General features: G+C 67.9%; 14 protein-coding genes. 12 read left to right on the top strand and 2 right to left on the bottom strand.

The features are described 5' to 3' along the window. Positions 1–8 precede the first annotated feature (8 nt). The gene (gene folB / locus DBV35_RS09235; protein WP_108659861.1) at positions 9–374 is read right to left on the bottom strand and encodes a dihydroneopterin aldolase; all 366 of its coding nucleotides are present in this window, start codon (positions 372–374) and stop codon (positions 9–11) included. 94 nt (positions 375–468) lie between these two features. Between folB and DBV35_RS09240 the strand changes: the two genes are divergently transcribed. From DBV35_RS09240 to DBV35_RS09295, 12 genes are all read left to right on the top strand, one after another. Further along, positions 469–1,317 carry a 23S rRNA (adenine(2030)-N(6))-methyltransferase RlmJ gene (locus tag DBV35_RS09240; RefSeq protein ID WP_108659862.1) on the top strand — a complete coding sequence of 283 codons (849 nt, stop codon included), beginning with the start codon at positions 469–471 and terminating at the stop codon, positions 1,315–1,317. 124 nt (positions 1,318–1,441) lie between these two features. Continuing rightward, positions 1,442–1,834: a hypothetical protein gene (locus DBV35_RS09245; RefSeq protein ID WP_157961647.1), complete on the top strand. Its 393-nt coding sequence runs from the start codon at positions 1,442–1,444 to the stop codon at positions 1,832–1,834. A 151-nt stretch (positions 1,835–1,985) separates the two neighbouring features. Next, entirely contained in the window at positions 1,986–2,975 is a 990-nt protein-coding gene (locus DBV35_RS09250; protein ID WP_245943885.1) for a 5'-methylthioadenosine/S-adenosylhomocysteine nucleosidase, read from the top strand. A 103-nt stretch (positions 2,976–3,078) separates the two neighbouring features. Further along, the gene (locus tag DBV35_RS09255; protein ID WP_108659865.1) at positions 3,079–4,497 is read left to right on the top strand and encodes a glutamate synthase subunit beta; all 1,419 of its coding nucleotides are present in this window, start codon (positions 3,079–3,081) and stop codon (positions 4,495–4,497) included. Between the two features lie 129 nt (positions 4,498–4,626). After that, positions 4,627–5,742: an AbrB family transcriptional regulator gene (locus tag DBV35_RS09260; protein ID WP_108659866.1), complete on the top strand. Its 1,116-nt coding sequence runs from the start codon at positions 4,627–4,629 to the stop codon at positions 5,740–5,742. A 98-nt stretch (positions 5,743–5,840) separates the two neighbouring features. After that, the gene (locus DBV35_RS09265; protein ID WP_108659867.1) at positions 5,841–7,070 is read left to right on the top strand and encodes a Bcr/CflA family efflux MFS transporter; all 1,230 of its coding nucleotides are present in this window, start codon (positions 5,841–5,843) and stop codon (positions 7,068–7,070) included. A gap of 63 nt (positions 7,071–7,133) precedes the next feature. Beyond that, positions 7,134–7,310 carry a YdcH family protein gene (locus DBV35_RS09270; RefSeq protein ID WP_245943886.1) on the top strand — a complete coding sequence of 59 codons (177 nt, stop codon included), beginning with the start codon at positions 7,134–7,136 and terminating at the stop codon, positions 7,308–7,310. A 174-nt stretch (positions 7,311–7,484) separates the two neighbouring features. Continuing rightward, entirely contained in the window at positions 7,485–9,380 is a 1,896-nt protein-coding gene (locus DBV35_RS09275) for an AMP-binding protein (protein WP_108659868.1), read from the top strand. Continuing rightward, positions 9,377–10,165, top strand: a complete 789-nt coding sequence (locus DBV35_RS09280) for an SDR family NAD(P)-dependent oxidoreductase (protein ID WP_425428452.1) — start codon at positions 9,377–9,379, stop codon at positions 10,163–10,165. Before DBV35_RS09275 ends, DBV35_RS09280 begins: the two co-directional genes overlap by 4 nt. Before the next feature lie 154 nt (positions 10,166–10,319). Continuing rightward, a complete protein-coding gene (locus DBV35_RS09285) occupies positions 10,320–11,489 on the top strand; it encodes an acetyl-CoA acetyltransferase (RefSeq protein WP_108659869.1) in 1,170 nt (389 codons plus the stop codon). A gap of 154 nt (positions 11,490–11,643) precedes the next feature. Beyond that, a complete protein-coding gene (locus DBV35_RS09290; protein ID WP_157961648.1) occupies positions 11,644–13,026 on the top strand; it encodes a DUF1800 domain-containing protein in 1,383 nt (460 codons plus the stop codon). A gap of 4 nt (positions 13,027–13,030) precedes the next feature. Further along, positions 13,031–14,266, top strand: a complete 1,236-nt coding sequence (locus tag DBV35_RS09295; protein ID WP_108659871.1) for a DUF1501 domain-containing protein — start codon at positions 13,031–13,033, stop codon at positions 14,264–14,266. A 15-nt stretch (positions 14,267–14,281) separates the two neighbouring features. On the opposite strand, the gene DBV35_RS09300 is transcribed toward DBV35_RS09295, so the two are convergent. Further along, on the bottom strand, positions 14,282–15,616 hold the full coding sequence (locus DBV35_RS09300; protein ID WP_157961649.1) for a capsule biosynthesis protein: 1,335 nt from the start codon (positions 15,614–15,616) through the stop codon (positions 14,282–14,284). Positions 15,617–15,772 lie beyond the last annotated feature (156 nt).

Raw genomic sequence — 15,772 nt, forward strand, 5'->3', positions numbered from 1 at the left:
GCGACGGGTCAGGCCGGCCTGTCGCGCACGATCTCGACGCTGACACGGCCCGACGCGATCGGTATCGGCGCGCCGGGCTTGTGGACCCGCACCTTCACCTTCTCGATGCGCGCGTCCGTCGCGAACACCGCCTCCGCGATCGCTCCGGCGAGGCGCTCGATCAGCTTGAAGCGGGACTGGGTGACGACGCGCCCGACCGCCTCGGTGATCGTGCCATAGTCGACGGTGAGGGCGTACGCGTCCTCACGGCTCGCGGGGCCGAGATCGAGCCAGCAGACGAGGTCGACGACGAAGCGCTGGCCGAGCCGCGATTCCTCGTCGAACACGCCGTGAAAGGCGTAGAAGGCGAGATCGTCGAGATAGATCGCGTCCAAAGCGCTTCCTTCCCTTGGCGTCCGGCCGGACGGCGCCGGCCGGGGTCGTCACATGCGGGCGGAGACGATCCGCCAAAGGCCCGCGAGGAGACACGTGAACTACCGCCACATCTACCACGCCGGGAATTTCGCGGACGTCCTGAAGCACGCGGTCCTCGTCCGTCTCCTCGACTATCTGAAGCGCAAGGACAAGGCGTTTCGGGTCATCGACACGCACGCCGGGATCGGCCTCTACGACCTCTCGTCCGACGAGGCGATGAAGACGGGGGAGTGGCGGGAGGGGATCGGCCGTCTCGTGGACGCGCCGCTCGAGGCGGACGCCGCCGCGCTGCTCGCGCCCTATCTCGCCGCCGTCGCTGCGTTCAACCCGGACGGCGGGGTGACGAACTATCCCGGATCCCCCCTCCTGGTGCGCGCGCTGCTGCGCCCGCAGGACCGCCTGTCGGCGATCGAGCTCCACCCGGAGGACTATCGCGAGCTCGCCGGCCGCTTCGCCGGCGACCATCAGGTCCGCGTCACCCATCTCGACGGGTGGCTGGCGCTCGGCGCCCATGTGCCGCCCAAGGAGCGGCGCGGGATCGTCCTCGTCGACCCGCCCTTCGAGGAGCGGGGCGAATATGAGCGCATGGTCGAGCGCTTCGCCGTCGCCTACCGCCGCTTTCCGACCGGCACCTATTGCCTCTGGTATCCGCTGAAGGAGGGGGCGCCGATCGGCCGCTTCCATGCGAGCCTTGCCGCACTCGACATCCCGGCGATCCTTGCCGCCGAACTCAACGTGCGCGGCCCCGCGACGACCGGGCTCACGGGGTCCGGCCTCATCCTCGTCAATCCGCCTTATATGCTGGCCGACGAGCTTTCAGTTCTCCTCCCCGCGCTGACCGAGCGGCTCGCGCAAGACAAGAGTGCAAGCTATCGGGTTCTGTGGATCCGAGAGCAACGCTAGCGAATTCAATCCTCTAGATTGAATCGAGAGAAATTTTGCGACTTGTGATAAGTTCTTCCAAAACATCAAGGGAGGAACCGGTAACATGTCGATAACGCATTTCGTTCGTATCGCGGCCGCGTTGATGTTTGTCGCGATCTTCGCCGGGACGTCGACCCGCGCGGCTGATCTCGCGGTCACCACGTCCTCGCCCGGCATACTCTACGAGTTCGGGCCCTTCCAGCGCCACGGCGTGACGATCCTCGAGAACGGCCTCTTCGAGGTGCGGGTCGACGGGTGCTGGAACAGCACGATGCGCGTCGCGAACGCCAATTCGGCCCCCGCGACGGTCTCGATCACCTTGAATTTCTACACGCCGCGCGGCGACCCCTACACGTCGGTCGCGATCGCCCGGCACGTCGTCGTGAACGAGGTGTCGACGGTCACGATCACCGAGTCGGGGTGCAACGCGCACCTCAGCCGCGCCTTCGGCGGGCTGTTGCGCTACACGACGCGGCGCGTCTTCTCGGTTCGCTGAACCGGGAGGCCCAGCGGCGCACCGATCGGACGGGTCCGGCCGCGCGCCGGCCGGGCCGCAGCGCCCCTTTGTGCGCGCGAAATCGCGAAAACTCGGCAAACGGCCTTCCATTCGCGCTCCGGTTCGGGAATCTCTGCGCCCGAACCACCGGATGAGGACCCCGATGCCGATCCTGCCGCGCGCCGCGCTCGCCGCCATCTTCGCCGTCTCGCTCGGGACGGGCTCCGCCCTTGCGGGCTCGCTCGACGACACGCCGCGGATCGCGGTCATCTCCGCCTACGAACCCGAGTGGGTCGCGCTGCAGACCCCGATCGCGGGGCGGAGCGACCATGTCGAGCACGGTATCCGCTTCGTGACCGGCACGCTGGAAGGGGAGGACGTGGTCCTGCTCCTCTCCGGCGTCGGCATGGTGAACGCGGCGATGACCGCGCAGATGGCGCTCGACCGCTACAACATCTCAGCGATCGTCTTCTCCGGGATCGCGGGCGGCGTGGACCCGGCGCTCAATATCGGCGACGTCGTCGTCGCCGACCGGTGGGGGACCTACTTCAACCTCCTCCTCGCGCGCGAAGTGGACGGATCCTACCAGATCCCGCCCTTCCTCACCGGCGACTTCCCGAACTACGGGATGATGTTCGCGCAGCCCGAGGAGGTCCGGCGCGACGGCGTCGAGACGCCGGAGGCGAAGTTCTGGTTCGAGGTGGACCCGGCCCTTCTCGCCCGCGCACAGAAGGCCGCGGACGCCGTGGACCTCGTTGGCTGCAATGCCAAAAACTCATGTCTTGAGAAGGCGCCCGCGGTGTATGTCGGCGGGAGCGGAGTCTCAGGCTCGGCCTTCCTCGACAACGCGGATTTCCGCGATTTCGTGTTCGACACGTTCAAGGCGCGCGTCGTCGACATGGAGAGCGCGTCGGTCGCGCAGGTCGCCTACACGAACGGCGTGCCCTTCATCGCCTTCCGCTCCCTGTCCGATCTCGCCGGGGGCGGGGAGGGGGAGAACGAGCTGCCGCTCTTCTTCAGCCTCGCCGCGGAGAACTCGGCCGCTCTGGTCCGGGAATTTCTCAAGGTGAGCGACGCGGCCGGCGAAAATGGCCCGGCGCGTGCAACGAACGAGACCGAAACGCAACAGTCTAAACCCTGAAGCGGCTGGTTCGCGCACCGGCGAACCGGCGAGGAGCACGGCGGCACTTTACCTTCCGGCGCTGGGTCATTACTCCGCGTTGGAAGCGATAGAAAGCGAGCGTATGGGCAAGGTTACGGGATTTCTGGAAATCGATCGGCAGGAGCTGAAGTATCAGCCGGCCGCGGACCGCATTCGCCACTTCAAAGAGTTCACCCTGCCGCTGACCGACCCCGAGGTCGAACGGCAGGCGGCGCGATGCATGGACTGCGGCATTCCGTTTTGTCAGAGCGATGCCGGCTGCCCGGTCGACAACCAGATTCCCGACTGGAATGACCTCGTCTATTCGCAGAATTGGCAGGAAGCGGCCCGCAACCTCCATTCGACCAACAACTTCCCGGAGTTCACCGGCCGCATCTGCCCCGCCCCGTGCGAGGAGGCGTGCACGCTGAACATCGAGAACACGCCCGTCGCGATCAAGGCGGTGGAGCAGGCGATCGCCGACAAGGCGTGGGACAATGGCTGGATCACGCCGCAGCCGCCCTCGCGCCTCACGGGCAAGAGCGTCGCCATCATTGGCGCGGGCTCGGCCGGGCTCGCGGCCGCGCAGCAGCTCGCACGCGTCGGCCACGACGTTCACGTCTACGAGCGCTATGCGCGTCCGGGCGGGCTCCTGCGCTACGGCATTCCCGACTTCAAGATGGAGAAGGGGATCATCGACCGCCGCGCCGGGCAGATGGAGGCGGAAGGGGTGACCTTCCACTACAACGCCGACATCGACGGCGAGCGGCTGCGCGCGCTCGTCGGCCAGTATGACGCCGTGCTCCTGACGACGGGTGCTGAGCGGCCGCGCGACCCCGGCCTTCCGGGTGTCGAGCTGTCCGGCGTCCACTATGCGATGCCGTTCCTCCTCCAGCAGAACCGCCGCGTCGGGCGCGAGCCGTTCGACGACATGCCGATCGTCGCCTCCGGCAAGCACGTCGTCGTCATCGGCGGCGGCGACACGGCGTCGGACTGCATCGGCACGTCGATCCGTCAGGGCGCCCTCCAGGTCACCCAGCTCGACATCCGCCCGATGCCGCCGATCCGCGAGAACAAGGACATCGTGTGGCCCTACTGGCCGACGAAGTTCCGCACCTCGTCGAGCCAGGCCGAGGGCGCGGACCGCGAGTTCGCCGCGGCGACGCTGGAGCTCGGCGGCAAGAACGGCCGCGTCACACACGTGCGCTGCGCTCGCGTCGACCCGTCCCGTCGCCCGATCGAGGGGACCGAGTTCGACATTCGCGCCGACCTCGTCCTCGTCGCGATCGGCTTCTCGGGCCCGCTCCTCGACACGTACCTCACGGGCTACGAGTTCGACCTCGACAAGCGGACCAACATCGCCGCCAACACGGACGACTACCGCACCAACGTGCCGAAGGTGTACGCCGCCGGTGACGTGCGGCGCGGCCAGTCGCTGGTCGTCTGGGCGATCCGCGAGGGGCGCCAGGCGGCCCGCGCCATCGACCTCGACCTCATGGGCGAGACGACGCTGCCGCGCTGATCGCGCGCCGCTCGGGGGGGCGCTGGCCCACCCATCGGAGGGGCGCCCGCGGTGCCCCCCGGCACGCGCATAGTTGCAATGCGTCCGTGCATGGTTCGAAGATGCGGCGACTTGGCCTAGAAGGACGGAATGGCATCGCCATTCCTCCCCTTTGCTTCCCCTGGACGTGAATCGCCCAAGGTCCGCGACGCCGTCGCGGTGCTGGGGACGTTCGCCGTCGGCTCGCTCGGCGGGCTGCTCTTCTACTGGCTGAACGCGCCCGCCGCCTTCCTGACCGGCAGCACCACCGCGGTGACGATCTGGGTCGTGCTGAAGCTGCCCTCGCGCATGCCGGACTGGCTGCGTTTCTGCACCTTCTCGATCCTCGGCACCATGATCGGGGCGGGCATCACGCCGGACGCGCTCAGCCATCTCGCGAACTTCCCCGTCGCGCTCATCGGCCTCTTGTGCGTTGTCGTCGGCGCCACGGCGGCGAGCTATTGGGTGCTGCGCCATGTGGGCGGTTGGGATCGGCTCTCAAGCCTCTGCGGCTCGATTCCGGGCAACTTCTCGCTGGTGCTGGCGGTGTCGATCGACCAGGGCGCGCGGATCGACCGCGTGGTGATGTCCCAGGTCACGCGCCTCATCATCCTCGTCGCCATCGTCCCGTTCCTGATCGGCGGATCGGAAGCGGCCGGGATGCGCTCCACCGCGCCCCCTGACTACACGCTCATCGACGTGGCGGTGACGATCGCGATCGCCTTCGCCGCAGCCTTCATCGCGACGAAGCTGCGCCTTCCGGCGGCGACGCTGCTCGGACCGCTCCTCGCCTCGACCTTCCTCTCCGGGGCGGGGCTCGTGACGATCGCGGTGCCCGCCTGGCTCGCCGCGATCGCCTTCATCGCGCTCGGCACCTCGATCGCGGTCCGCTTCACGAACATGTCGCGCAAGGGGCTGCGGCGGATGATCGTCGCCTCGCTGCTCTCCTTCGTGGCGGCGTTCGGCGTCGCCTTCATCATAGCCTTTCTGATATCACTTGTTATTGAAGCGCCGCTCGGCGCGGTCTTCCTCAGCTATTCGCCCGGTGGCATCGATGCGATGATCGCCCTGTCTTTCCTTCTCGGGATGGACGTGGCCTTCGTGGCGCTGTTGCACGCGACGCGAATGATCGCCTTGTCCATTTCAGTACCGTTCATCATCGCCTATTTCGCCGGCAGGGTCAGAGACGCCGACCGGCAGGACGAAGAGCGCGCCTCTCAGGCCTGAGACGACGCCCCGGCGCTCTTGGCTTCACTTCGATGGGACCCGTGGTCCCGGATCCGGCTGGGCACACGGGGGCCCGTCCGATTGATAAGGAACTTGCAATGAACCGCGAGGCGAACGCGCTCGGCCTCTCGATGGGCGAATTCGTGGCGATGATGGCGATGATGATGGCGATGACAGCGCTGTCGGTCGACGTCATGCTCGTCGTGCTGCCGGACATGGCGGCCTATTTCAGCCTGACCGATCCGAACCAGCAGCAATTCATCGTCACCGTCTATCTCGTCGCCTTCGCGACCGGTCACCTCATCGCCGGGCCGCTCTCCGACAGGCTCGGGCGGCGCCCCATCATCATGGCGGGCCTCGTCGTCTACTTCATCGGCGGGGCGGTGGCGCTCAGCGCCGACAGCTTCACGATGCTCCTCGTCGGGCGGGCGATCCAGGGCATCGGCGCGGCGGGGCCGCGCGTCGTCGCCGTCGCCGTCGTTCGCGACAATTTCGCCGGCCGTGCCATGAGCCAGGTGATGAGCTTCATCATGATGGTCTTCATCATGGTGCCGATCATCGCGCCGGCGATCGGCAGCCTGATCGCGATGGCGGGCTCCTGGCACACGATCTTCGCCTTCCTGCTCCTCGTCGCGGCGCTGAACCTCGTGTGGGTCTATCTGCGCCTGCCGGAGACCAACAAGGCGCTGATCGAGCACAAGCCGGTGACGCTCGTCGAAGCGATTCGCCTGATGATCAACAGCCGCCTCACCATGGGTTACATGCTGGCGCTCGGCTTCCTGTTCGGCGGGTTGATGAACTATGTCGCGACCTCGCAGCAGCTCTTCGCGGACGTCTACGGCATCGTCGACTGGTTCCCGGCGGCCTTCGCGAGCGGTGCGGCGGCGATGGTGGTCGCGACCTTCGTGAACGCCCGTCTTGTCCAAAAGCTCGGGATGCGCCTTTTGTCGCACGGGGCGCTCCTCGCGCTCATCGGCGCTTCGATTTTGGCAAGTCTCTCGCTCCTGGTGAGCGCCGAGATGCCGGTCGCGATGATGCTCGGCTTCACGATTATCTGCTTCTTCTGCATCGGAATCATTCTGCCGAACTTTAATGCAATCGCGATGGAGCCGCTCGGCCGCGTGGCCGGAACAGGCGCGGCTTTCGTGGGCTTTGTGATGACGGGCATCGGCGCCGTGCTCGGTGGTGCGATGGGGCAGCTCTACAATCAGACGGTGGGGCCGCTCGTCCTCGGCTATCTCATCTACTCCTCGATCGTGCTCGCCATCGTCCTCGTGACGGAGCGGGGGAAGATCCTCACGCCGTCCACAGCACACGCAACACGATAGGTGATTTTCAACCGACGGATGTACATCTCGCGTTATTCTGTGCTAATCTTGAGTGAGCTAAGCATGGAGGAGCCGATGTCGGCAGAGTCACGCAAGGCTGCGTTGGAACGTAAGCACGCCGCTCTGGAAGCAGAGCTGCAGTCTCTTTCCCATCAGCCGAGTCTCGATGGACTGCAGGCAATTCAGATCAAGCGCGAAAAGCTCCGAGTAAAAGACGAAATTGCACGTCTCAAAACTTAACAAAAACTAATAGCAACAATCAGAACATTGTAATAGCGGCCTCGGCACGCCACATGGAGACGTTTGTCATCTGCTGACAAGCGGCTCAGTGGCTGCGAACCAGACCGTTTGCGCAGACCCGGCGTTGGTGGCATCGTTCAACCTGCGCCGGGAAGAGCGTCGACGGGGGGAGCTATGGCTGGGGAATATGCCGCCACGATGACCGCGTGGCGGGATGATCCGTACGCGTTCTGGTTGAGCGCTGCGAAGGCAATCGATTGGTTCGAGGCGCCCCGCACGGCGTTCGACCCGAAAGACGGACCCTATGGCCGCTGGTTTCCCGACGCGGTCTGCAACACGTGCTGGAACGCGGTCGACCGCCACCTCGACACGCGCCCGGACCAACTGGCGATCATCCACGATTCCCCGCTGACGGGATCGCAGACGAAGTGGACCTATCGCGACCTCGCGGTCCGCGTGAACGCGATGGCCGCCGTCCTGAAGGATTTCGGGATCGCCAAGGGCGACCGCGTGATCATCTACATGCCGATGATCCCGGAGACGCTCGTCGCCATGCTCGCCTGCGCGCGGGTGGGGGCGATCCATTCGGTCGTGTTCGGCGGCTTCGCCGCGCGCGAGCTCGCCGCCCGTCTCGACGATGCGGCGCCGTCCCTCATCCTCGCCGCCTCCTGCGGCATCGAGCCCGGCCGCATCGTCGCCTACGAGCCGCTGATCACCGAGGCGACGCGTCTCGCGCGCGAGCGCCCGCCCGTTCTCTATTTCCAGCGGCCCGAGCGTGCGGCCGACCTTTCGGCGGCGGACGATCACGATCTCGGCGCGCTCTACGAGGCCGCACTCGCCGCCGGCCGCACCGTCCCGTGCGAGCCGATGAAGGGCACCGACCCGCTCTATATTCTCTACACCTCCGGCACGACGGGGCGCCCCAAGGGCGTCGTGCGCGACAATGCCGGGCACATGGTGGCGCTCGCCTGGTCGATGCGGAACATCTACGGCATCAAGCCGGGGGAGGTGTTCTGGGCCGCCTCCGACGTCGGCTGGGTCGTCGGCCACTCCTATATCGTCTACGCCCCGCTCCTCCATGGCGCGACGACGCTCGTCTATGAGGGCAAGCCCATCGGCACGCCCGACGCCAACGCCTTCTGGCGCGTGATCGCCGAGCACAAGGTCGCGGCCCTCTTCACCGCGCCGACCGCGATCCGCGCGATCAAGAAGGAGGATCCGGACGGCAAGCTCCCCGCGAATCACGACCTTACCGATTTCCGCGCGCTCTTCCTCGCCGGCGAGCGGGCGGACCCCGCCTCCGTCGCCTGGGCCGAGACCGCGCTCGGCGTCCCGGTCATCGATCACTGGTGGCAGACCGAGACGGGGTGGACCATCGTCGGCAACCCGATGGGCCTCGAACTTCTCCCCATCAAGCACGGCTCGCCGACGAAGCCGATGCCGGGCTATGACGTCACGATCCTGTCTGACGAAGGGGAGGTGCTGGCGCCGGGAATCCTCGGCAATGTCGCGATCCGCCTGCCGCTGCCGCCCTCGTGCCTGCCCACCCTGTGGGGCGACGACGCGCGCTTCCGCTCGGCCTATCTCGACGCGTTCGAGGGCTACTACAACACCTCCGACGCCGGCCTCATCGACGATGACGGCTATGTCTTCATCATGGCGCGCACGGATGACGTCATCAACGTCGCGGGCCATCGCCTCTCCACCGGCGTGATGGAGGACGTGCTCACCTCCCACCCCGCGATCGTGGAATGCGCGGTCATCGGGGCGGACGATCCGATCAAGGGGCAGGTGCCTGTCGGCTTCGTCGTCCTGCGTCCTGGGAGCGCCAGCGAGGGTCTCGAGGCCGAACTTGTGGCAAAGGTGCGCCAGGAGGTCGGTCCCGTCGCCGCTTTCAAGCATGTGATCCCCGTCCCCCGCTTGCCGAAGACGCGTTCCGGGAAGACGTTGCGGGCCACGATCAAAAAGATCGCTGACGGGGAGACCTACACCATGCCCGCAACAATCGATGACCCCGAGGCGCTCGCCGATATCGAGATCGCCGTGAGCCAGCGCGGAACCACCGCGTGAAGGGGCTGAAAGGCAAAGTCGCCATCGTCACCGGAGGCGCGCGCGGCATCGGGCGCGCGATCGCCGAGCGCCTCGTCGCCGAAGGCATGTGCGTGATGATCGCCGATATCGACACGCAGGGCGGGTCGAAGACGGCGAAGGCGCTCGGCCCGGAAGACACGGTGCGCTTCACCGAGTGCAATGTCGGAGAGAAGCTCGACGTGCGCAATCTGGTGGCCGCGACGCTGAACGCGTTCGGCGGCATCCACGTGCTCGTCAACAATGCCGGGATCGTCGGCGGCGCCGAGTTCCTGGAGCTGAAGGAGGAGGATTTCGACCGCGTGATGCGGACGAACCTCAAGGGCGCGTTCCTGCTGAGCCAGGCCGTTGCGCGCCACATGGTCGAGCGCGTGAAGGCGGGCGAGGGGCCCGGCAGCATCGTCAACATGAGCTCGATCAACGCGGTCTTCGCGCTGCCCGGCCAGGTGCCCTATTCGATCTCGAAGGCGGGCCTCTCGCAACTCACCCGTGTTTCGGCGCTGTCCCTCGCGCAATACGGGATTCGCGTGAACGCGGTCGGCCCCGGCAGCATCCAGACCGAGATGCTCGCCACGGTGAACCGCGACCCGGCCGCCAAGCGCACCGTCATGTCGCGCACCCCGATGGGCCGCGTCGGCGAACCGGAGGAGATCGCGGCCGTGGTCGCCTTCCTCGCCTCCGACGAGGCGAGCTACATCACCGGCCAGACGATCTACGCCGATGGCGGCCGCCTGCCGCTGAACTATGTGGTGGCGACCAACACCTAGCGCCCCCAAATTCCCCTCAAGGGGAGGCGGGTGCCGCCGGGCCCTGAGCCTCGGCATCACTGCCTCCCCAATCGCGCGGCGGCGCGCTAAGGTCGCCGCGTCCGGCCGGCCGGCTTCCAGCCTCGCCGGGACCAATGATGGGGGGTGAGAGACGATGACCGCAGCCATGGTGGGGTGGGCGCACACGCCCTTCGGCAAGCTCGCCGATGAAACGGTCGAAAGCCTGATCACGAAGGTCGCGACCGAGGCGATGGCGGACGCCGGCATCGGCCCGGAAGACGTCGACGAGATCGTGCTCGGCCACTTCAATGGCGGCTTCTCGCGCCAGGATTTCACCGCCTCGCTGGTGCTCCAGGCCGACGACCGGCTGCGCTTCAAGCCGGCGACGCGCGTGGAGAATGCCTGCGCCACCGGCTCCGGCGCGATCCACCAGGGCATCAAGTCCATCGCGGCGGGCCAGTCGCGCTTCGTCCTCGTCGTCGGCGTCGAGCAGATGACGAAGACGCCGGGGCCCGAGATCGCCGAGAACCTCCTGCGCGCCTCCTACCTCGCCGAGGAGGGGGAGATTCCGGGCGGCTTCGCCGGCGTGTTCGGCAAGATCGCCGGCCTCTATTTCCAGCGCCATGGCGACCAGTCGGACGCGCTCGCGAAGATCGCGGCGAAGAACCACAAGAACGGCGTGAAGAACCCGTTCGCCCAGATGCGCAAGGATCTCGGCTATGAGTTCTGCCGCACCGAGAGCGAGAAGAACCCCTTCGTCGCGGGGCCGCTGAAGCGGACGGACTGCTCGCTGGTCTCCGACGGGGCGGCGGCCGTGGTGCTGACGGATCTTGCGACCGCGATGACGCGCAAGAAGGCCGTCGCCTTCCGCGGCCTTGCCCACGTGCAGGATTTCCTGCCGATGTCCAAGCGCGACATCATCCGCTTCGAGGGTTGCGCCGAGGCCTGGCGTCGGGCGCTCGGCGCCGCGAATGTCGGCCTCGAGGATCTTTCCTTCGTCGAGACACATGATTGCTTCACCGTCGCCGAACTCCTCGAATATGAGGCGATGGGGCTGACGAAGGAGGGCGAGGGCGCGCGGGCCATCGAGGAAGGCTGGACCGAGATCACCGGCAAGCTGCCGGTCAACGTGTCGGGCGGGCTGAAGTCGAAGGGCCACCCGATCGGCGCGACGGGCGTCTCGATGCACGTCATCAGCGCGATGCAGCTCGCGGGGGAGGCTGGCGACATGCAGCTTGCCAATCCGCAACTGGGCGGCATCTTCAACATGGGTGGCGCGGCCGTCGCGAACTACGTCTCGATCCTGCAGCCGCTCCGGAGCTAGGCCGGGCGGGGCGAACGCGCGCGGAGGCGGCTTCAGCGGCGGTTCAGCCATCGGGCTGCAAGGATGCACCCTATCGTGCCGGTCGTGACCGGCACGCGCTTTCTGGAGTCCGGCGAGGCGCTGTCTCGCCGCCATGTGCCCATGGGGAGCGAGGATGAGGACACGCGAGCTGACCGCGCTGACGCGGTTCGGCCTCGGGCCGCGCCCGGGAGACATCGAAGCCATCGCCGGTGACCCGGTCGGCTATGTCGAGGCGCAATGCGAGCGCCCCGGCGCCGCTATGATCACCGCCGACCTGCCCGGCGTCGACACGATCCGCGAGACCTTCGTCGCGATCCAGATTCCGGTGCAGGAGGCCTCGCGCGCGCTGCGCACCGACGATGCGACGCCGGAGGAGATGGCGGCGCGCGAGGACGCGGTCCGCAATCGCGGCGCGACCGTGCAGGAGGGGCGCCGCGCCGAGGTGCTCGCCCGCATCGAGCACGGCATCGCGACCGACGATCCGTTCGTGGAGCGGCTCGTTCTCTTCTGGTCGAACCACTTCTCCATCGAGTGGAAGAAGCAGCTTCCCGTGCGCCTCCTCGCCGGGGCGTTCGAGCGGGAGGCGATCCGCCCCCATGTGCTCGGCCACTTCCCCGACATGCTCGCCGCGGCGACGACGCATCCGGCGATGCTCATCTATCTCGACAATCACCGCTCGATCGGCCCGAACAGCCGGGCCGGGCAGCGGCGCGGCAACACCGCGATCAACGAGAATCTGGCGCGCGAGCTCCTGGAGCTCCACACGCTCGGCGTCGATGGCGGCTACACGCAGACCGACGTCATCGCGCTCGCCCACACGCTGACCGGTTGGAATGGCGGCTTCCTCGCCCGGCGCGAGGTGCCGGTCTTCGAGCGGCGCTGGCATGAGCCGGGCCCGCGCACGATCCTCGGCAAGACCTACGACACCGCGCCGGACGAGGAGCTGATCGCCGTCCTCGACGATCTCGCCGCGCACCCGGCGACCGCGCGCCACGTCGCGCGCAAGTTCGCCCGCCACTTCGTGGGCGACGATGCGCCCGACACGCTGATCGCGGCGCTGGAGGACAGCTTCCGCGTCACCGGCGGGGATCTGCGCGAGCTCGCCCGCACCCTCGTGCGGAGCGACGTCGCCTGGGACACGCCGCCGGTGAAGACCGTGCTGCCCTACGATTTCATGGTGGCGAGCGGGCGCGCGCTCGGGGTGAAGGCGCTGCCCGCGCCCTTCGTGCTGCGCGCCGCGAACGCGCTGTCGCAGGAGGTGTGGGGCGCGCCGTCGCCTGCCGGCTGGCCGGACGACGACCGCGCCTTTCTCGGTGGCGACAGCATGCTCGAGCGGATGGACTTCGTGCTTGAAGTCGCCCGCCGCCACGCCATGATCCGCGATGTGCCGGAGCTCGCCGTCGCGCTTTTCGGCGACGACCTCGACCCCTTCGTCGCCGAGGCCGTCACCCGCGCCGAGGATCCGTCCCAGGCGATCGTCCTTCTCCTCATGAGTCCCGCGTTTCAACGGAGATAGTCCCGTGCTGCATCCCACTCGACGCGGCTTTCTGGCCGGTGGCGCTGCCTTCACCGCGTGGGCCTCGATCCCGAAGCTCGCGCGCGCGGCCGGCACACGTGATCCGCGTTACATCACCATCATCCTTCGCGGCGGGATGGACGGCCTCGCGACCGTCGCCCCCATCGGCGACCCCGCCTACGAGGCGGTGCGCGACATGGCGGCGATGCCGACCGAGGGGCCCGATGCCGGCGTCCCGCTCGACGGCTTCTTCGTGCTGAACAGCCGCATGCCGCGCCTTGCCGACCTCTATCGCAACGGCGAAGCGCTCTTCGTCCACGCCGCCCACACCCCCTATCGTGACCGTTCCCACTTCCAGGCGCAGGATGTCCTGGAGAACGGGACGACGTCCGACCTCCACCACCGCGACGGCTGGCTCGGCCGCGCGATCGGCCTCCTCGATCCCGACGAGCGGATCGCCCGCCAGGGCGGGTTCGCCGCGGCGTCCGCGACGCCGCTCGTGATGCGCGGCGCGCCGAATGTCGTGACGTGGCTGCCGCCGGGCCTCCCCGCCGCCTCCGACGACACGCGCGCCCGTCTCCTCTCGCTCTACGAGCACACCGACCCGGTGCTGGCGCAGGCGCTGTCGGAGGGGCTGCGGCTCGAAATGGTCGCGGGCTCGGAGCGCGAGGTCGCCGCCTCGCTGAAGGCGGGGATGGAGGGGATGGACGTGCGCGGCATCCACCGCCAGACCGTCGCCGCCGCCACCGCAGCGGGCCGCGCGATGTCCGCCGATGACGGCCCGCGGATCGGCTTCCTCGACATGACCGGCTTCGATACCCATCGCGGCCAGCGCGTCGTGAACGGGAGCCTCGGGCTGACCCTTTCCGGGCTCGACCTCGCGATCGAGGCGCTGCGACTCGCCCTGGGGCCGGCGTGGAAGGACACCGTCGTCACCGTCATGACGGAGTTCGGCCGCACGGTTCGCATGAACGGCTCGCAAGGCACCGACCACGGCACGGCGACGGTCGCGATGATCCTCGGCGGCGCAGTCGCGGGCGGGCGGGTGATCAGCGACTGGCCGGGCCTCTCGGACAAGGCCCTCTACGAGGGGCGTGACCTCTATCCGACGACGGACCTGCGCGCCGTCCTCAAGGGGACGCTGCGCGACCATCTCGGCATCGACGCCAAGGCGCTCGGGGTGGACGTGTTTCCGGAAACGGCGGACCTGCGCCCGGTCGACGGGCTTCTGCGCGGCTGACGCCGAAGGCCAGCCTCAGGGAGGGCCGATGCGGCCCTTGTTGCGCGGCGGGTGGCGGCCGGGGACGGGATCGGCGGGCACGCCCATCGCGAGCGCGGCTTCGAGGCGCGGGGGCGGGGTGACGAACATGTCGCTCGCCCCGTAGCCGGCGGCGACGCGGCGGACGATCTCGCGCGCGCCAATTTCCATGCCCGTCCGGTCATAGAACGAGCCCTTGAGCTGCGTCGCCTTCGCGAGCGCGCGCACGAAGGCGTCCACATAGTCGAGGTCTGGCTTCTTCGGCTGCTGCCAGAAATCGTCGAGCGGCTGCGGGTCGGTGAGGCCCGGCAGATTGTAGATCGCGGCGCCCAGCGACTTCGTCGGCTTGCCCGCGCGCAGTGAGTAGATGCCGACGGTGGAGTTCACGAGCGCGACGCCCTCGCAATGGTGCAGCATCTCCGGCAGCGAGCCGGCCGACAGCATCCGGATGCGACCCGTCAGCCCATAGTCGCGCTTGGCGCGCTTCAAGGTGCGCTGCCAATTCTCCAGCCCATTGTCGAGCGGATGGATCTTCACAAGCAGCGACGTCTCGCGCGGCGCGGAGCGCGCGAACGAGGAGAAGATCTCGTGCACCAGGTCCGCGAGCCGCTGGTAGGGCGAGTTGTGGCGGATCTGGTAGTCTTCCTGAAGCTGCATCGGGAACAGGAAGAAGGGTTTGCTCTCCGTCGTGACGCGCCGCATCTGCGTCGGCGCGCGCGCCCGCGCGATCTGCCGGCGCACGAGCTGGGGGAGCCAGGAAATGTACTCCTTCAGCGGGTGATTCGGCCGGTCCCGCTCGAAATGGCTGTAGCCGCCGCTGCCCGCGAGGCGGGTGAGGGTGTAGCTCACGTCGAAGAACGCCTCGGAGGCGAACGAGTGGCGGAAGTGGATCGAATCGTCGATCGGCGGCGCGTCCGCGGCGATCGCCTCGATCTGCGCGCGCTCGGCCGGGAAGCGGGAATAGGCGCCCATGCCGCCCGGCTCGAGAGTCAGCCAGTCCGGCCGCAGATAGCCGTTCTCGACGGCGTAGGGGATCGCGCCGCGCCGCGTCGCCACCCGCTCCGCGATGCGGTGATAGGGGATCCGGTCGGCGAAATAGATGACGTCGGTGATCGCCTCGTCGCCCATCAGCGCGTCGAGGAAGGGCTCGAACTCAGCGAGGGTGCCGCGATAGGGGATGCCCTTGTAGCTCGCCCGCAGCGCGTCCCCGGCGTGCAGCAGCACGCGGCGGACGGGGATCTCCTGATCCGCGAACGCGCGCTCGAGCACGGAGAAGAAGGGAGTCGGCGGCCCCTGAAGCAGGAGGACGCGCCGCGACTGGGGTGGCGACATTAGGCTCGACTGGACTCCGACCCCGAACGCTGGGGCACGCGCCCCATGTCCAACGCCACCTTGGCCCACTTTGCAAGTGTTGAGCGCATCCATATGCCCGCTGCCGAGCCCATTGTTACAACGTGCGACGTGGATCAACGCGCCGGAAGCGTTCTT

Source organism: Acuticoccus kandeliae (genome assembly GCF_003073115.1).